Source organism: Limnovirga soli (assembly GCF_013106755.1).
GTDB lineage: Bacteria > Bacteroidota > Bacteroidia > Chitinophagales > Chitinophagaceae > Limnovirga > Limnovirga soli.
This window is the reverse complement of sequence record NZ_WHPF01000003.1, coordinates 84,386-103,716: the sequence shown is the minus strand read 5'-3', so window position 1 is coordinate 103,716 and position 19,331 is coordinate 84,386. Positions and strand designations below refer to the sequence as shown.

Genomic DNA, 19,331 nt, shown 5'->3' with positions numbered 1-19,331 from the left:
ATTATGAGCGAATTTGAACGAATAACCGAGCAGCCTTCCCCATACAGGCGTCTCGAAAAAATGACGGTTAAAGAAATTATTGCTCATATTAATCAGGAAGATAAAACGGTTCCACTTGCTATAGAAAAAAAACTACCCCAAATTGAAGCCCTCATCCACACTATTACAGATAGGATGTTGGCTGGCGGTCGTTTATTCTACATAGGTGCAGGCACCAGCGGCCGGCTGGGTATTCTAGATGCCAGCGAATGCCCACCCACCTTTGGGGTTCCCTATGGCTTGGTTATAGGCATAATTGCCGGTGGCAAAAAAGCCATAACCCAGGCCGTAGAAAATGCAGAAGATGATATACAACAGGGCTGGAAAGATTTACAAGCGTACCACATAAACAAGCAGGATATTGTAATAGGCATTGCCGCCAGTGGCACCACGCCCTATGTATTGGGTGCACTGGAACAATGCAAATTAAACGGCATAACCACCGGCTGCATTGTAAGTAACGAGGGCAGTCCACTCACTGCCATGGCAAACCATAGCATTGCAATTGTGGTTGGACCCGAATTTGTTACCGGCAGCTCACGAATGAAAAGCGGCACCATGCAAAAACTGGTATTAAATATGATCTCCACCACCGTCATGATTCAACTTGGGCGGGTAGAAGACAACCGTATGGTAAACATGCAACTCACCAATGCCAAACTGGTCGATAGGGGGGTATTGATGTTGATGGAAAAAATAAACCTGCCCAATTACGAAGCCGCCAAACAATTATTACAACAGCATGGCAGTGTAAAAAAAGCAGCTGATGCCTATCATAGCTCTCTGTAATTTTTTTGTTGACCGGGCTATTGCATAAGCATGGAGCTTTACTTGCGTCGCACTCTTTTACTGCAACAAATTATTGGGCAAAGCATTACGTAACTTTGCAAAAAAACTATACATAATTATCCTGCAAAACTTATGGAATTAAAAAACAGTCGCTTTACCATCAACATCCAGGTACAACCAGCGCACCTGGATGATGTAAACCATGTAAACAATGTAATTTATGTGCAATGGATGGAGCATATTGCAAGGCAACACTGGAATACATTTGCCCCACCAGATTTACAGGAAAATGTACTATGGATGATCAAACGCCACGAAATAGATTATATCAATCAGGCCTTTTTGCACGACGAACTGGAAATGCATACATGGACCGGTGATTATACCAATGTAACCTGGAAAAGACATTATGAAATAGTACGGTTAAAAGACAGTAAAAAAATTATTTCGGCCTGCAGCATTTGGATACCACTTGATAAAAAAACACAACGCCCCCGCAGAATTGATGATGCCATGATAAACATGTTTGCATAGTTGTGGCTATCTCCTATTTTGCTGCAATAGCCCTTTGTGCCTGCAATACATGCCGCATATTGTGTGCTACATAAAACATCAATACATCACCCAACTGCAATTTTATATAGCGGGCAATGGAAATGGGTATTTTAATTTTTTGCAGGTTTAGTTTGGCAGCCTGCTGCAACAATTCCAACATTGTCTCCTGAGATTTAATAAAAGTTTCAATAACAGCTGCACCGTCTATAGCATTATCCGCCACATAGGCTTTAAAAGCCTTCATCTTTTTTGTTGGCATACCTGCAGCATTGGTTTGCATCATTTGGGTAAATTTATTACCCAGCCAACCTGGTGTAAAATCAGCCAATGGCTGTACTTCGCTCCATATGCCATTATTCATTGCATTTTGTAAAGCGGGTAAATAATATGCACTATAGGCATTTAAATGCGCCAAACATTGTTTGGCACTCCAGCTACCAAGTGCAGGTGTAGCGCTAAAAATTTCCGGTGCTAATGATAGCCATTCACCTTTAGCAATTTCTAGTATTTGAATTGTTTGCTGTTGCAGACTTTCTATTAAAACGCTTGTTTGCAATTTGGCCATACAGTAATTTTTGATATGCAAAACTGCAAAAGCTTTTTTGGTAAAACCTTTGTCTGCACCAAGATTTTTGTAAACTTGCTACAATTTAACCGTACCCAGCAGTTTACTAAATGTTGCAGCATCTAATGCTAAATAGGATGCCAGGTATTTATGTGGTATAAGTTGTAAAACATGCGGACTACGTTTTAACAGTGCCCTGAATTTTTCTTCGGCAGTAAAACATTGTAGTTCTATTTGTCTTTCTAATACGCCGGCTAAAGTAAAAGCGGTAATTTTTAAAACAAATTGCTCAATGCTACGGTGCTTTTCCATTAAAGCAGCCACTTGCTGGTAACTGGTTCTTATAAATGTGCTGGCGGTTAAGGTTTCAAAATAATATTTAGATGGCATTTGGGTAAGAAAAGAATCGGCAACACCTGAAAATGAATAGGGATAAGTAAACACCATCGTAGCCTCTTTATTATTATGATGCAGGTAAAAAGAACGCTGTACACCACTGGTTACCAGGTATAAATATTTTTCAGTTTCACCGGCAGCTGTAAGTACCGCTTTACGCTTGGCACTGCATGGTTGCCATATGGCAGTAAAATCCATCCACGCCTCATTTGGCAAATCCAAAAACCGATTGGTTAATGCCTGTAAGTGGGGTAATGCTTCTTCCAGTATCATTGCCGTAATTTACATATTATGGGTGATTCTATTTTGCTTATTACACTGCTATTTTAGCTGCCACTTAACCGGAACGTACAAGAGTGCGACGCAAGTAAAGCTTAATATCTATTCTGCAGCTGGCTAACAAATAACTTTTCTACCTTAGCAAAATACATGCAAATACCACAACGCTATATTGCCCATTTTGATTTAGACTCCTTTTTTGTAAGCGTGGAAGTATTGAATAATCCTGATTTAAAAGATAAGCCTGTACTGGTTGGTGGTAGTGCAGAACGTGGTGTGGTAGCGGCATGTAGCTATGCGGCCAGAAAATTTGGCATCCATTCTGCTATGCCTATGAAAAAAGCAATGCAGCTTTGTCCGCAAGCCATAATTGTACGCGGTACACGTGGGGAATATAGCCGGTTTAGCCGTTGGGTTACCGATATTATTGCCGCAAAAGCACCCTTGTTTGAAAAAGCCAGCATAGATGAATTTTATATTGACCTAACCGGAATGGATAAATATTTTGATGTATTTAAATGGACCATTGCGCTGCGGGAAGAAATTATTGAAAAAACCGGTCTGCCCATTTCTTTTGCCCTGGCCACCAATAAAATGATTGCAAAAATTGCTACAGACCAGGCCAAACCCAATGGCTATATTTTTATACAGCCCGGCATGGAAAAAGAGTTTTTGGCGCCATTACCGGTTAATAAAATTCCCGGTGTGGGGGAACATACTTTTATACACCTGAAAGAAATGGGGATTAATGCCATAGGTGATATTCTTAACTACAGTGCCGCAGAGATGGAGAAGCGACTGGGTAAATGGGGTGCAGATTTATGGACCAAGGCCCAGGGGCTGCATTTTAGTGAAGTACACCCTTACCATGAAGCCAAATCTATTTCAACCGAAAATACCTTTGAGGAAAATAAAACTGATATGGCTTTTTTGCTTAGCGAACTGGTACGCATGACCGAAAAAGTGGCTTACGAGTTAAGACAGGATGAAAAACTGGCTGGCTGTATGGCCGTTAAAATACGATACCCCGATTTTGAAACCACATCGCGGCAAACTACTATTAATTATACGTTTAGAGATGATGAATTAATACCCGTGGCGATGGATCTTTTTCACAAACTCTACCGCAAGGGCCAACCTGTGCGCCTATTGGGCGTTAGATTAAGTGAGTTAACCAACCACGCCATTCAAGGCAGCCTTTTTGATGATGGAGCAAAGAAAAACAACCTGTACAAAGCCATTGACGATGTAAAAAACAAGTTTGGTAAAAGCCTGTTGCAAAAAGCCAGAACCGTTAAAATTACGGATAAGGAAAAAGGCCGTTGATTACTCAAATTAAAACACACGTTAGTTATTTTTTCAAGCATTTTTATTCGGCTACAAAGCAAGCCCCACAAATATTTCAGGGAATTTTTAGTATTTAACAAATTAGTCCACAAAAATTGTAGAGAATGGATATATTTGCTATCCAAAATCGAAAAAATATGAGTTTACGTTTAGGCGATAAAGCGCCCAATTTTAAAGCACAAACAACAGCTGGCGACATTGATTTTTACGAATATCTTGGCGATGGCTGGGGAATTTTATTTTCTCACCCTGCTGATTATACCCCTGTATGTACTACCGAACTTGGTAAAACCGCTGCCCTGCAGGATGAATTTGCCAAACGCAATGTAAAAGTTCTTGCTGTTAGTATAGACCCACTGGATAAACACCATGGCTGGGTAAACGATATTAACGAAACCCAACATGTAACAGTTGGTTTCCCCATTATTGCCGATGAAGACAGAAATGTGGCTACTTTGTACGATATGATACATCCCAATGCCTCATTAACTGCCACAGTACGTTCACTATTTGTAATAGGGCCCGATAAGGCAGTAAAACTTATAATTACCTACCCGGCTTCTACCGGTAGAAATTTCTTTGAGGTATTGCGTGTGGTAGATTCTTTACAACTAACCGCCAATTACAGTGTGGCAACACCAGCAGATTGGAAAGCCGGTGAGGATGTAATTGTAGTACCCGCAGTAAGTACCGAAGATGCTATAAAAAAATTCCCTAAAGGCGTAAAGGTGATAAAGCCTTATTTGCGTTATACACCACAGCCTAATATCGATTAGCTTCTCATGTGTTTAAATTAAAACCCCGGCGTATTTACGCTGGGGTTATTTTTTTGTGACCGGCTGAAGATGCATATGGCATCAGCTCTTGCGTCGCAATACGTTCATCGTTTGGTTATTATGGCGTCAAAACAGCCTGCAAATAATGTATCTCTATTTTACTGCATTCCATTTGCGCAATTGCTGCAGCATGGCTTTTATATCTTTTGGCAATTCAGCTTCCAGTTTAAAATGTTCTCCATTTAAATCAAACTTTAAAAGTTGAGAATGTAATGCAAGCCTACCCATTAATGGCCTTTCTGCATCTTCGCTTTTAGCCAGGTTAAATTTTTTCTTCAGGTTAGATAATAGAATTGGGTCGGCAGTACCATAATATTCATCACATACAATGCTATGGCCCAGTTGCTGCATATGAATGCGTATCTGGTGTGTGCGGCCGGTATGAATCTGAAATTTCATCCAGGTATATAACCTAAAACGCTCAACCACTTCATAATCGGTAAGTGAGGTTTTGCCCTTGGCATGTATAACCATTTTTCCATTTTTGGCCGGGTGCTCCATAATGGGTGCATCTACGCTACCACTTTCTTTTATTACTTTACCATGTACCAGGCCGGCATAATATTTTTCTACCTCGCGGCCTTCAAATAGTTGAGAGAGCTGCTTATGTGCATCGCTATGTTTGGCAAAAACAATTACACCGCTGGTGCCTTTATCTAAACGGTGCACGGTATAAATATCGCCAAATTGTTGTTTAAGCATATCTTTTAAGGAAGGTTCAGATTGCTTCCTGTCGGGAATGCTTAACATGTTAGCGGGTTTGTTAATCGCTATAAAATCATCGTTTTCTAAAATTACCTGCAATGAATGCTGTAGCATGTACTATGATTATAAATTGGATGGTTGGTTTGATTGCCTGTTACCTGTAAAGCCAAAGGGGGCTGTTAACAGCTGCATAAAGCCCTGCTGCACAAGTGTGCGACGCAAGTAAAGCCAAATGCTTGTTGTATTGCCCGGCTAATAAAGCTATTTGGTTTCTTTGGCGGCCCTTACAAAAGATTTGTTCATGAATTTTAATAAACGCACCTCCTTATCGTTTAGCAAACGCCATTTGCCCCTGTCTACATTTTTCTTGGTAAGGTTGGCAAACATAACACGGTCAAGATTTTTAACATCGTAGCCCAGGTGTTCGAAAATACGGCGCACAATACGGTTACGGCCGCTATGAATTTCTATACCAACAACAGATTTATCTTTTGCATCGGCATAAGCCAGAGAATCAGCACTTACAAAACCATCTTCGAGGGTAATGCCGGAGAGGATGGCATCGAAATCCTTTTTAGTTACCGGTTTATCGAGGCGAACCTCGTATATTTTTTTTATTTCAAATGAGGGATGGGTAAGTTTTTGCGCCATTTCGCCATCATTGGTTAATAACAATACGCCGGTGGTATTTCTATCTAAACGGCCAACGGGGTAAATTCTTTCTTTGGTGGCACCTTTTAGCAAATCCAGCACGGTTTTTCTGCCTTCGGGGTCTTTGGCGGTAGTAATATAATCTTTGGGCTTATTAAGTAATATATACACCAGGTTTTTTTGTACAAATACCTGCTCGCCTTTTACCAGAATTTTTTCTTTACCGGTAACTTTAAAACCAGGCTCGAATATAATAGAGCCATTTACCTGCACTTTACCTTCTTTTACCAATTCGGCAGCTTCGCGGCGACCACAAATACCAGCGTGTGCAATAAACTTATTCAATGGCATTACCTCTTCTGCCCCATCTTTATCGGCCGAAACTGGTTTTTGCGTTATTTGCTCGTATGTTTGTTTTACCGGTTTGCCTGCTTTGTATTTGGCTGCGGGCTTATCGGTTGTTCTGGAGGGCGTACGTTTCTTTGGAGCGTCAGATGCGGATTGTGCATCACGGGCATTAACGGTAAAAGATTTTTTAGGAGCAGCTTTTTCGGGTGCTTTTGCAACCACTTCCCGGCTTTTATTGGCAGCGGGTGTATTTACAATTAACCTATATTTTTCCAGGTTTTGTACCCTTTCTTCATCGGCTTTTTGCCTTAGTTCCTTTTTAAATTTTTTCTTTTCCTGTCTAAAAGCTTCCTTTTTTTTGGCGCCCGTAACTTCTTTGTTAATAAACTTGTCAAATGCTTTTGCCATTGTACATTGTTTTGCTGTTTTGCAACAGTAATGATGAAATAAAATATCCCGCCTGGGGATGTATAATTGCTAATTCTTATTGGCTAATTGACCGCATGCGGCATCAATATCTTTTCCACGGCTCCTTCTAAGTCGGGCATTTACCCTGTTTTTTTCCAGATAACCCATAAACTGGGCAGTTACTTCTTCAGTAGGTTTAGAAAAAGCAAAAGCATCAATGGGATTGTATTCAATAATATTAATTAAATCTACCGGCACCTGTCTGTAAAGTTTTACCAGTTCGGCAGCATCTTTCTCGGTATCATTAAAATTTTGAAAAAGAATATACTCGAATGTAATCTCGGTTTTGGTTTGCTTGTAAAAATAATTCAACGCATCCACCAACGATTTAATGTTGTTGGCCTCATTAATAGGCATAATCTCGTTGCGTTTATGATCGTTGGCGGCATGTAATGACAAAGCCAGTTTAAACTTTACTTTATCATCGCCCAGCTTTATAATTTGTTTGGCTACACCCGCTGTAGAAACGGTAATACGTTTGGGGCTCATAAACAAACCATCTTCGGCAGTAATGCGCTCAATGGCTTTTAATACATTGGCATAATTCAGCAAAGGCTCGCCCATCCCCATAAAAACCAGGTTGGTTAATTTTTTATCGTAAGCTTTTTCACTTTGCTGATTAATTAACACTACCTCATCATAAATTTCATCGTAGGTAAGATTACGCTTACGCTCCATATAACCGGTGGCACAAAATTTACAGCTAAGGCTACAACCAATTTGTGATGATACGCATGCCGTTTTTCTTTGCTCTGTGGGTATTAGTACACCTTCTACCAAATGGTTATCAAAGGTTTTAAAGCGACTTTTTACGGTACCATCTTCACTAAATTGGGTGGCATCTATTTTTAATGCAGGAAAACTAAACTCTTCTGCCAGTTTTGCACGTAGCTCTTTGCTAATATTGCTCATATCGTCAAAACCATGGGCATGCTTTTGCCAAAGCCATTCATATACCTGTTTGCTGCGAAATTTTTTTTCGCCAATGGCCAAAAAATACTCATCCAATTCAGGCTGTGAAAGGTGCCTGATATTCCTGCGCTCTGTTGCTTTCATACCGCAAAGATAACCAGATAGGCGTATTTGGGGTGGTAAAGTTTAATTTGGACATGGGCAAATGAATTGGCGACAACCAATTTATCACCCCAAATTTGTTTAAAAGCAGTTATTGGCCGGGCAAAAAGCAGGTGGCGGCGGTACTTGCGTCGCACTCTTGTGCAGTAGTAATTTTACGCAGCAATGGGTATTTAGCCATAAGCCCCCTTGTTTGTTACAGTACAAGTGTGCGACGCAAGTGGGCTAAATAGCATTCCTGTTGCCGGGGCCAAAATAATTGTAGCAGCTATTCCTTTTTCTTTTTGAATTGCTGGGCATCAATATAATACACAAATTTTACGCTTAGCTGGTTGCTATGTGGCACGTTAAACACCTGATTAATATTGTTGGTATACTTGGGATGTTGCAAGCCATCTACAGCAGCATCCGGACCAAGTGCATTTTTCCAGGCAATAATCAGTCGGCTACCCAATCTAAAATCCCAGGTAAAAAACATGTCCAGGTTAAATGCATTAAAGTTTTCGTTGGCATCTGCCACAAAGTTGTGAGGCAAATAAAAACCATCTTCTTTTACGTAATAGAATGTTTTGTAATCAACCTTGCTCCAATAATGACGAACGCTAACATTCAGGTTCATTCTCGCTTTAAAATTATAGGCAGCATTTAGGGTAGAGGTAAACTGTGTTACGCTTCTAAGTCCTGCAATTGCTTCACTGGTAATGGCATCGTAGCCTGCAAAGCCAATATTGCCCTTATCAAATTGCCTTTCGCCATCAATACTCAAACTAAATTTGGGGTTAAACCTATACCTGAAACCAAGCTGCAGGTTAGTGTAAGGATCGTCTTTTTGCGGAGATAAATTGGCATAGCCAACTCCATAATTTACATACAATTTTTTGCGGCTATCTGTACTGCCAAATAAACCAGCATAAGTGTATGGCGTTTTTTTTATGATGCGACCGGGGGTGCGTAAATCGTAATAATCGTTTTGCCAGTAAGGTTGTGATTGAAAGATAATAGTGGCATCCCAGAAATTCTTAAATACATGCAAAAAATTACCTCGAATAAGGGTATTGCTATAAAGAAAAGGAGCAACCCGGTTTGATTGCTCAACAGATAAATTGTAAATTCTAAGGTTAAATATCTTATCAGCTGTAAACTGATTAAAAGATACAAAAGCCGTACTATTCATTTCATTTGGAAAAAACAAAATACCCATATCGTTTGGGTCGTAGCGTTTAGATTTGATATTATTATCTACACCCCATTGCCATTTACCACTTACTTTTGAAAAGCCGGCATAGGTTAAAAAACCATTATGTGGGTCATCACCAGTAACATAACTATAATTTGCTTTTGCTTGAAATTTATAGGTATTGGTTTTATCGAACAATGTTAGCCCCAGCGCACTTACATTTCCATCCCTAGCCGCGCCATTGCGAATTACATTGGTATTGGTAAACGTGATAAAAGAACGGTTTTTTAGCGACTGATCCAACACAAAAACATTATAATTAGCCAATGGCTCTGTTTCATAAGAAAATGTTGATCCATCCGGTCGTTCAAAACTGGCATACATAGGTGCGGTAACGGCATTAAATACACCTATGCCCAAACCATCCTTGTTGCGCCCGGAAAACTTGGTGGCATTATACAATTGTACAGCTGATGGGTTTTTATGCAGGGTAAAGCCACTATCGGTTGCTATTTGCAAAGCATCAAAATAACCGCTTGGCATACCGCCCACTCTTCTGGAATAAAAAATACCTGCCTTATTAAACAACTCTGTGCCTTCGGTAAAAAATGGGCGGTTTTCGTTAAACTGCTGTTCAAAGGGGGTAAGGTTTAGTACAACATTATCGCTTTTTACCTGGCCAAAATCGGGTATCAAAGTCATATCCAATGTATAACTTTCGTTAATACCGTATTTAACATCCATACCACCACTACGCAGCACATTATTAATTTGGCCACTTGCAGTAGGCACAGATTGATAACCAGATGACACATAGGGTAAAAAAGACAGCCGCAATGGCGGAGCCAGGTTTTCCAAACCCTTTAAGTCTCCAAACTGGTTTACCAATCCATCTTGCTTAGGGTTAACAGGATTCCAGTAAGATTTTTCATTGAGGCGGCGGATGTAGCGGGAAAAATTAAGTCCCCAATCCTGTATATCCTTTTTAGAAAAGCGGATGGCAGAATAAGGAATTTTCATTTCCACAATCCAGCCGTCGGCAACAATGGCGGTACGGCTATCCCAAACTGCATCCCAGTTATAATCCAGTCCGTCATTATCCCCCATTTCAGATTCTATTACGGTAGATGAAATCCGGATATCACTTTGCACATTGCTGGAGGTAACAATAAATGCGTAGCCATTTTGCTTGTCTTTGTAGGTATCTATGGCAAAACCGAAATTATCAGCATCTTTAAAATCTTCTTTATCCCGCTCAGTTAATTGTTTACGAATAAGTTTGGGATCATCATGTAAATAGGCGCCTACATAAATGGCTTCATCATCGTATACCAGTTTTACTTCTGTAGGCTTGCTGGCGGCATTACCAAAATTGGGGAAATTGGCAATAAAATCATTTGCAATGGGTACATTTTGCCAGGCTACATCATCTAAAGAGCCATCCAGTTTAGGTGCATGACTCACTTTTACAGCCACCAGCGACCGTGTTTGTGCTAATGCACTGCTAATGAAAAAAACGAAAAAAACAGGTAAAAATATCCTCAACATCCATTTTGGTTTGGCGCAAAAATAGATTTGCCTAATTTGTGCTAATGGCCAAATTACACGAATGGTAAATGGCTTAGTTTAAACATAACAGGTGTTAACAATATTAACAACCATTAACTTATCTTTCGTTTCAGCGTAGAAATCTCTTCCTGCAAGTTATTTACCAGACCGGCTAATTGATTAACATCCCAACGTTGTTGAATATTGGCTTTGGTAATTACCATCTGTGCTTTCCATAATTCCAGCACTTCTTCTTCATTAACGTTATAAGGGGTATAATCGGGGTTATCGCTTATAAGGGTAATCTTATTTTTTAAGCGGTTATTTTTCATTACCCTTTTGTATACAATCCCTTCATTTTTTGAAACTACAATATAGGTATTGTTAGATTTTACTTCCTCAACGCTTTCTACTCTTTCGCCTACAATCACACTACCACTTGGTGTTGGCAACATACTATCACCTATTATTTCAAAAGCCCTGTAATTGCCGGGGGCCAGCATAGGTAAGGTAAATGTATTTAGCTCATCAATAAATTCAGGATCGGCATAACCTGCCAAATAACCTGCTGCAGCTTTTACCGGTACAAACTGAATTACCTGTGCCTCTGCAGCCATTTTAAGCTGGCGGCGCTTTTCCATATAATTGCCGCCGGTTTTAGCTTCGGTTAAATCTTTAAGCAGCAATTCATCCAGACTTAACTTAAAAATACTGCATAAATTTTCTAATACATCTAACCTGGGTTCTGCACGTTCTTCCTCGTAGGCGCCAATTAAAGAACGTTTAATTTTAAGCTTATTGGCAAACTCTTCCTGTGTCCATCCACGCAGTTTGCGCAGGTATCGAAGGTTTTTTCCGGCATAACTCATAACTAATGCATTTAGCGCAAGATACTAATATTTTTAGTTTGCAAAAAAATATTTTATTTCTTTTTTACCCGCTGTTCTAAAGGCAAATTTTATGTAACCAGCTGAGCTTCATTATTTGGCTTTACTTGCCACGCTCGGTTCAGGGTTCCGCCCTTGTGGCAGCATTTTTATACAGCCATTTATTAGCTATTTGGATATGAATTTGAAAAAATGTGATTTACGGCAAATTTCATATAGCTGCATAATAAACAATAAAATGTTGCTTTAGATAAAGGGCTTTGAAACATAGCAATGGCACCACACCTTATGTTCATGGCTGAATAGCATTACTGTAGTACAAGAGTGCGACGCAAGTAAAGCTAGATTGCTGCAATAATGCCTGGCCCAAAAATGTATTATTGCAGTTTATTACGCAATGATTGCTTTACCGTATTAAACCATTCTTGTTTTAAAATACTTAGCACAATAGAATCTCTGCGGCCTCCCTGCCTTTTGGGCATATTGGCACGTAACACACCATCTACGGTACAGCCAATTGATTTCATGGCAGCAATACTTCGGCTATTATCATTATCGGCCCTGAACTCGATGCGCTCCATTTTACATGTTTCAAATGCAAAATGCAGCAACAGGTATTTGCAATGTTTATTTAAGCCAGTACCCTGATAAGCGCTGCCATACCAGGTATACCCCAGCTGCATGGTTTGAAAGGGCAAATTGATATCGTAAAAACGGGTGCTGCCGGCATAGGTTTGCGTTTGTTTATCAAACACAATAAAGGGGTATTCTTTGCCGGCAGCCCTGGCTTCCAATGCCGTGTTTATGTAGGCTGACAAACCTGATTCCCCGGCAGCAGACAATAATGAGAATTTCCACAATTCAGGTTGCTGCAAAGAAAAATGAAGCAGGTGTTGTGCATCATCTGCCTGTAAAGGTCTTAGTAAAACGCGGTCATCTTCCAATATATAATCCGTGTTACAATTAAATACATCCATAACTATGTTTAATATGTACAAATAAACCTAATTTACTGCAGCCATTAAAATTTATGATATTGCAGTATCATTTGCACCATTTAAAACAATACCTATGTGTGGAATAGTTGGATATACAGGACACCGACAAGCTTACCCCATTGTTGTAAAAGGATTAAAGAGATTAGAATACAGGGGCTACGACAGTGCCGGCATTGCATTGGTGCATGATGGCTTGCATGTATACAAGAAGCAAGGCAAAGTAAGCAACCTGGAGGAAGCGGTATTAGGTAAAAACCTGGATGGCCATATTGGCATTGGTCATACCCGCTGGGCTACACATGGCGAGCCTAGTGATCGCAATGCACACCCGCACACATCACAAAACGGCGAATTTGCCATTATTCATAATGGTATTATTGAAAATTATGCCTCTATTAAAGCTGAGCTTACTACCAAGGGCTACAGTTTTAAAAGCGATACAGATACAGAAGTTTTGGTAAACTTTATTCAGGACATAAAAATTAATAATGCCTGTACCTTGGAAGAAGCGCTGCGCATAGCATTACGCCGCGTGGTAGGAGCATATTGTATTTTATTGGTTGCCAAAGACGACCCCGAAACTATTATCGCTGCCCGTAAGGGTAGTCCACTGGTAATTGGCATTGGCAAAGGCGAACATTTTTTGGCCAGCGATGCATCGCCTATCATTGAATACACCAAGGAAGTTGTATATGTTAACGATTACGAAATTGCCATTGTACGCCCCGATGAACTGATACTCAAAAACCTGGGTAACGAAAAACAAACACCCTTTATTACCAAACTGGATATGGAAATGGCGGCCATTGAAAAAGGCGGTTACGACCATTTTATGTTGAAGGAAATATTTGAACAGCCACAAACCATTTTTGATTGTTTAAGAGGCCGGTTAGATGCAGAACAGGGCCATGTTGTTTTATCAGGTATTCAAAAATATGCTACCCAAATTAGTGAGGCACACCGCATTATTATTATTGCATGTGGTACCAGCTGGCATGCAGGCTTATTGGCAGAATATATTATTGAAGAGCTTTGCCGTATACCTGTAGAAGTAGAATATGCATCAGAATTCAGGTACCGAAATCCTATTGTACATAAGGGCGATGTGATCATGGCCATTTCACAAAGCGGCGAAACTGCCGATACCCTGGTAGCCATAGAAAAAGCCAAGGAACAGGGCGCCATTATTTTAGGTATTGTAAATGTAGTAGGCTCTTCTATTGCACGCCTTTCACATACCGGCGTTTATACCCATGCCGGACCCGAAATTGGCGTTGCCAGTACCAAGGCCTTTACTGCGCAATTAGCGGTAATTATGATGATTGCCCTGGTAATTGGTAAAGAAAAAGGTACTCTTTCGCACGATAAGTACCTGCAACTAATACGCGAACTGGCAGAAGTGCCCGAAAAAGTAAAACTTATTTTACAGCAAAACGATAGCATTAAGGCCCTTGCCGAAAAATATAAAGATGCAACAGATGCCTTATACCTTGGCCGTGGTTATAACTTCCCAATTGCACTCGAAGGTGCACTTAAACTAAAAGAGATTTCTTATATACATGCCGAAGGCTACCCCGCCGCCGAAATGAAGCACGGCCCTATTGCTTTGGTAACAGAAACTTTGCCCGTGGTATTTGTTGCCACCAAAGATTCTTATCACGAAAAAGTAATCAGCAATATGCAGGAGATAAAAGCCCGTAAAGGTAAAATCATTGCCATCATTACTGAAGGCGATTTGGTTTCTCCAACCCTGGCCGATGATGTGGTTATTTTACCTCCGGCCGACGAAATTATTGCACCATTATTAAGCACCATTCCCATGCAGTTACTGGCCTACCATATAGGCGTAGCCAAAGGCTACGATGTAGACAAGCCGCGCAACCTGGCCAAAAGTGTAACGGTAGAATAAGTGAAATGAATTACCAATTTTTGTAGCCCGGCTATTAAATGTGAATTGGGCTTTTCTTGCGTCGCACTCTTGTACAGTAGCAATTGAATGCAGCTGTAAACAGCCACATAAAAAACAAACTTGCTGGCCATTTGCCAACAAAGGCAATTACATATTTAGCCAATAATTTAATTTAAAAACCAATGCCCTGTTTTTGTTTTGCAGTAAAGGGGTAGTAAAATAATTATCAGTATACACCAGGTACAAATCACTCATTGGTTTAAAGCGGTATTGAAACCGGCTGTTGATATTAAAATTGTTTTGCTGGGTATTGTATTGCAAAAAAGTTGTCCAGGTAACCAGTGTGGTAAAATTAATTTCCACCCTTGGGGATATTAACAACAATTCATCATTACCGTAAATGCCCGGCAAATCTATTTTATCATATTCTGCATCCACCGAAATACTCAGGTGGGGCATTTGCCTGTATAAAATACCTGCAACATAGGTTTGTAGATGTCCATTATAAAAACCGCCGGTTGTAGCACTTAACAAATAGCTTATTTTCTTACGGTTATCCGATCCATAGTTTACAGTATATGTAGTGTAATGATAGGATGCTGCAGGCAGCGGCGTGGCATCAGTAAAAGCAACCGGGTATAACAAATGCACCTGATTATTGGAAGCCGTAAACCCAAAGGATGAATTGCTTTTATTTTCTGCCATATACATAAAATCTGTATTGCGCTCATTAAAGCTATTATCCGGGTTAAATACAAAAAAGTTGGTTATAGAAAAATTATGTCTGGCTATATTCCCTTTTTTGGGGAACAGCTTATAACTGGCTTCATCAAAAATATGTTTAAATCCAACTCTAATGGTAGTATCACGCAAGGCGTCGTAATTTTCCAAACGTTGCACATAGCCCATATCTGTGTAATAATTGGTGCCGGTATTACCCAGGTCTAAAATATTAGAAAATCTTCTGCCATCATACTTGGCGCCAATTTGCATAAAGGCATTCTCATTGGTAATGCCGGGCTTAAAAGAATGGTGATATGATACCCAGCCATTCATTGATCCATCCCGGTTTATATAGTCAAAACTGGCACCTGCATTACGGCCCCAGGCATCCAATGGGTTGGCCTTTTTCTGACTGGCAGATAAAAATCCCTCTCTGTCTAAATAATAGGCCTTAAATACCGAACGCCCCATTACATTTTGGTTCAATGATACAGCAGAATAATTCTGCGCAGCAAAATTGCCTTTGGCTGCTGTTTGCATATTCATTACTCCAATACGGGTACCATTGCCAATATTGCCCGATAAACGGGCACCGCCTATAATCGGTATCCGGTTGCCTTCCTTATCCAATCCAATGCTCCTGGAATAAAAGGGTGTTATAAAACCGGGTATGCCAAACTCTCCAAAAATGTCCGCATTCTCCAAAAAGAATGCCCGCTTCTCCGGTAAAAAAATATCAAACCGGGTTAGGTTGGTTACCTGCTTATCCACTTCAACCTGCGAAAAATCTGGATTAATGGTAAGGTCTAAATTCACGGATGGCGTTAAAGTAATTTTACTATCCAAACCCGCATTAAAACTGGTTTTTAGCGGCTGACCATTCTCCCTGTCCTGCTGCAGCGATCCCGTAGTATAAGGCACTACTACATTGTTTTTACCCGGACTAGGCGGTGCTGCATCCCACTCCAATGCGCCGGTATAACCCAGATTATAAATCCTAAAATTTACCGGTACATGTGTCCAGCAGGAGTATTGGTTATTACTCATGTCTACCCGTAAAAAATTAATACCCCAGGTTTTTTGCCCCGCGGGAAAACGCAGGGTTTTAAATGGAATGGCAAACTCTGCCGTCCAGTAATGTTCATAACGTTTGGTGGCCGAAAACCACTTATTATCCCAGCTCCACTGCAATTGCGGACCATCCTGGTTAGGGCTCAGCTGGTCTTCGGACTGGGCATTTAAGGCATTCACCATAAAAATAAAACCGGCTGTATGCTGGTTTTGGGGGTCTAGCACAATACCAACGGCATCATTGCCAATATGGCCCAAATCGCGTTTCAGGCTTTGAATAATACTTTTACCGTCGTCAAAGCTGGTAAAAGAAACATACAAAAAATTATCGTCGTAAGCCAGCTGTACGGCTGTGTTTTGTTTTGGTTTATCTACGTCATTAGGGAATTTCAAAAAAAAGTTCGAAGCCACCGCAGTTCCCGTACTTTGCCAAATACTGTCATCCAGCACCCCATCCACCTTAACAGCACTTGCCGTTCTGTTAATTTGCAGTTTAAATTGTTGCTGATATTGTGCCACTTCTACATTTTGTGCAAACAAAACGGTAAAAGAGCCAAGTACAAAAGCTATTACTAAAAATGGTTTCATATAAAAGCCGCAAAATAAATGTATTATTTACAGTAATTCACGCCATTCATCATACAAGCGCTAATATTAGTATATTTTAATACAAACCATTACAACACAAATACTTATTGGTAACCCGGCATTAGTGCAACAGGCATCGCCGCTTGCGTCGCACTCTTGTACGTTCGGGGCAATACCCGGCAAGGCAATACATTTAACCAATCTTATAACTGCCGCCCAATAGCCTGCAGTACAAGTGTGCGACGCAAGTAAAGCCCCATTTCTAACTGCTGCCAGGGCCATAATGGCAGCATTTCTCCACATGGTAAATTAAATCATACCAATAGTTCTATTTTTGCCCCCATAAATAGCGAAAGATACTGTGGCGGATATAATACAACTACTACCTGATAATATTGCAAACCAAATTGCGGCCGGCGAAGTAATACAACGCCCCGCCAGTGCCGTTAAAGAATTGCTGGAAAACGCCGTGGATGCCGGTGCTACCCGCATACAACTGATTGTAGCAGACGCTGGTAAAAGCCTGATTCAGGTAATTGATAATGGCAAAGGCATGAGCGAAACCGATGCCCGCATGAGCTTTGAACGCCACGCCACCAGCAAAATAAAAGTGATAGACGACCTGTTTCATATTAAAACCATGGGTTTTAGGGGCGAGGCATTGGCATCAATTGCTGCTGTTGCGCAGGTAGAAATTAAAACGCGCCGCACCGAAGATGAACTGGGTACTTTTTTGGAAATAGAAAACAGCACCGTAAAAGTGCAGGAGCCCTGCGCTACACCCGAAGGCACCAGCATTAGCATGAAAAACCTGTTTTTTAATGTGCCGGCACGCCGTAATTTTTTAAAAACCAATGCCGCCGAGCTCAGGCATATTATTGATGAATTTATACGGGTTGCACTGGCATTTCCTCAAATTTTCTTTTCGTTAACCAGTAACGGTCAGCAGGTTTTTCATCTGGAAGCAGGCAATGCCAAACAAAGGGTATTACAGGTATTGGGCAATCAATATGCAGCTAAGCTGGTACAGGTAAAAGAAGATACCGATTACATGAATATTTACGGTTTTGCCGGCAAACCCGAAACTGCCCGCAAAACCCGTGGAGAACAATATTTTTTTGTAAATAACCGGTTTATAAAAAGCGCTTATCTTAACCATGCGGTTATGAGCGCTTATCAGGAAATGATTGCTAAAGACAGTTTCCCGCTGTATGTGCTTTTTATAGACCTTGATCCATCGCAGATTGATATAAATGTTCACCCCACCAAGCAGGAAATTAAGTTTGAAGACGAGAAAATAATTTATGCGTTTGTACAGGCAGCCATTAAACATGCACTGGCACAGTTTAGTGTGGCGCCATCGCTGGACTTTAGTTTAAATGCCGATATACAGCAACTGGAATCGGTAAGCAAACCTTTTTCTGATGATAAACAACAAAGCGCTTCCAGCTCTTCGCTGTTTAAAAGCTTTACGCAAAAAAACCAGGCACATTTTATTGAACCTACCAATAAAAGCGAACTTAAAAACTGGAAAGACTTTTTTACACCTGCCACCACAAGTATTGCCCCATTAAAAGATTTTGCAGCTGTTAACGGCGATGGCTTACTGGAATATGAACGCCGCGAAACCATTACACAAGCAGCCAGCGGCCAATTACACCAACCCGAAAAAAGAGAAACAGCCCTGGCGCCAGATGCATTGCTGATGCAAATACAACAAACCTATATTCTGGCACCCGGCGAAAATGGCTTTTTGGTAATACACCAGCAACTGGCACATGAGCGCATTTTATACGAACGTTTTAGTGTTGCCGCACATGGCAAAAAAATGGCATCGCAACACAATTTATTTCCTGCTACACTGGAACTAAATGCTGCTGACAGTGCATTGTTACTGGATCTTTTACCCGATTTGGCAGCTTTGGGTTTTTTAATAGAACCCTTTGGCAATAACACTTTTGTAATTCAAGGCACGCCTGCCGATATGCTGCAGGGCAACGAAAAAAATGCCATAGAATTATTGATAGAACAGTTTAAACATTTTAGCAGCGATATAAAATTTACCCGCCGCGAAAAGCTGGTACGGTGTATGGCAAGACAGCAAAGTATAAAAGCTGGCCAGCATTTAACGCAGAAAGAAATGCATACACTTACCGAAGAATTATTTCTTTGCCAAACCCATAATATCGCCCTGAATGGCAGCCCCACTTATGTAGCTTTTAAAGAAGATTACCTGGATAGGATGTTTGGAAAATAACAATGTAAAGTTAGAAGGGTTGATTTTTTATGTATTGCCTCCAAAGGGTATTTGCTTCTTTTTGTTGCCATACTTGTTGCAGCACAAGAGTGCGACGCAAGTAAAGCCTGATTAGTATTGG

General features: G+C 40.6%; 15 protein-coding genes. 6 read left to right on the top strand and 9 right to left on the bottom strand.

All coding sequences use genetic code 11. From position 1 onward, the window contains the following. Nucleotides 1-3: 3 nt before the first annotated feature. Both murQ and GD597_RS04355 read left to right on the top strand, forming a co-directional pair. Nucleotides 4-828, top strand: a complete 825-nt coding sequence (gene murQ / locus GD597_RS04360) for an N-acetylmuramic acid 6-phosphate etherase (protein WP_171606602.1) — start codon at nucleotides 4-6, stop codon at nucleotides 826-828. Between the two features lie 132 nt (nucleotides 829-960). Then, a complete protein-coding gene (locus GD597_RS04355; RefSeq protein ID WP_171606601.1) occupies nucleotides 961-1,362 on the top strand; it encodes an acyl-CoA thioesterase in 402 nt (133 codons plus the stop codon). Nucleotides 1,363-1,375: 13 nt separating this feature from the next. On the opposite strand, the gene GD597_RS04350 is transcribed toward GD597_RS04355, so the two are convergent. Then, the gene (locus GD597_RS04350; protein WP_171606600.1) at nucleotides 1,376-1,948 is read right to left on the bottom strand and encodes a DinB family protein; all 573 of its coding nucleotides are present in this window, start codon (nucleotides 1,946-1,948) and stop codon (nucleotides 1,376-1,378) included. A 78-nt stretch (nucleotides 1,949-2,026) separates the two neighbouring features. Beyond that, the gene (locus tag GD597_RS04345; RefSeq protein WP_171606599.1) at nucleotides 2,027-2,617 is read right to left on the bottom strand and encodes a Crp/Fnr family transcriptional regulator; all 591 of its coding nucleotides are present in this window, start codon (nucleotides 2,615-2,617) and stop codon (nucleotides 2,027-2,029) included. Nucleotides 2,618-2,773: 156 nt separating this feature from the next. Between GD597_RS04345 and dinB the strand changes: the two genes are divergently transcribed. Both dinB and GD597_RS04335 read left to right on the top strand, forming a co-directional pair. Beyond that, complete coding sequence (gene dinB / locus GD597_RS04340; protein WP_171606598.1) at nucleotides 2,774-3,949, top strand: DNA polymerase IV; 1,176 nt, start codon at nucleotides 2,774-2,776, stop codon at nucleotides 3,947-3,949. 158 nt (nucleotides 3,950-4,107) lie between these two features. Then, complete coding sequence (locus GD597_RS04335) at nucleotides 4,108-4,746, top strand: peroxiredoxin (protein WP_171606597.1); 639 nt, start codon at nucleotides 4,108-4,110, stop codon at nucleotides 4,744-4,746. Between the two features lie 153 nt (nucleotides 4,747-4,899). On the opposite strand, the gene GD597_RS04330 is transcribed toward GD597_RS04335, so the two are convergent. From GD597_RS04330 to GD597_RS04305, 6 genes are all read right to left on the bottom strand, one after another. Continuing rightward, a complete protein-coding gene (locus GD597_RS04330; RefSeq protein WP_171606596.1) occupies nucleotides 4,900-5,625 on the bottom strand; it encodes an RluA family pseudouridine synthase in 726 nt (241 codons plus the stop codon). 147 nt (nucleotides 5,626-5,772) lie between these two features. Next, nucleotides 5,773-6,918: a pseudouridine synthase gene (locus GD597_RS04325; protein ID WP_171606595.1), complete on the bottom strand. Its 1,146-nt coding sequence runs from the start codon at nucleotides 6,916-6,918 to the stop codon at nucleotides 5,773-5,775. Between the two features lie 69 nt (nucleotides 6,919-6,987). Next, nucleotides 6,988-8,034 carry a 23S rRNA (adenine(2503)-C(2))-methyltransferase RlmN gene (gene rlmN / locus GD597_RS04320; RefSeq protein ID WP_171606594.1) on the bottom strand — a complete coding sequence of 349 codons (1,047 nt, stop codon included), beginning with the start codon at nucleotides 8,032-8,034 and terminating at the stop codon, nucleotides 6,988-6,990. Nucleotides 8,035-8,320: 286 nt separating this feature from the next. Then, nucleotides 8,321-10,777, bottom strand: coding sequence for a DUF5916 domain-containing protein (locus tag GD597_RS04315; protein ID WP_171606593.1), 2,457 nt, complete (start codon nucleotides 10,775-10,777; stop codon nucleotides 8,321-8,323). A gap of 113 nt (nucleotides 10,778-10,890) precedes the next feature. Continuing rightward, nucleotides 10,891-11,646 (bottom strand): XRE family transcriptional regulator, encoded by a 756-nt coding sequence (locus GD597_RS04310; RefSeq protein ID WP_171606592.1) that lies wholly within the window; start codon nucleotides 11,644-11,646, stop codon nucleotides 10,891-10,893. A 395-nt stretch (nucleotides 11,647-12,041) separates the two neighbouring features. Then, nucleotides 12,042-12,641, bottom strand: a complete 600-nt coding sequence (locus tag GD597_RS04305; protein WP_171606591.1) for a GNAT family N-acetyltransferase — start codon at nucleotides 12,639-12,641, stop codon at nucleotides 12,042-12,044. 94 nt (nucleotides 12,642-12,735) lie between these two features. Here GD597_RS04305 and glmS point away from each other — a divergent pair, with 94 nt between their 5' ends. Beyond that, complete coding sequence (gene glmS / locus GD597_RS04300; protein ID WP_171606590.1) at nucleotides 12,736-14,571, top strand: glutamine--fructose-6-phosphate transaminase (isomerizing); 1,836 nt, start codon at nucleotides 12,736-12,738, stop codon at nucleotides 14,569-14,571. 147 nt (nucleotides 14,572-14,718) lie between these two features. Here glmS and GD597_RS04295 read toward each other — a convergent pair whose 3' ends face one another. Next, nucleotides 14,719-16,953, bottom strand: a complete 2,235-nt coding sequence (locus tag GD597_RS04295; protein WP_171606589.1) for a carbohydrate binding family 9 domain-containing protein — start codon at nucleotides 16,951-16,953, stop codon at nucleotides 14,719-14,721. A 361-nt stretch (nucleotides 16,954-17,314) separates the two neighbouring features. Here GD597_RS04295 and mutL point away from each other — a divergent pair, with 361 nt between their 5' ends. Then, entirely contained in the window at nucleotides 17,315-19,210 is a 1,896-nt protein-coding gene (gene mutL, locus GD597_RS04290) for a DNA mismatch repair endonuclease MutL (protein ID WP_171606588.1), read from the top strand. Nucleotides 19,211-19,331 lie beyond the last annotated feature (121 nt).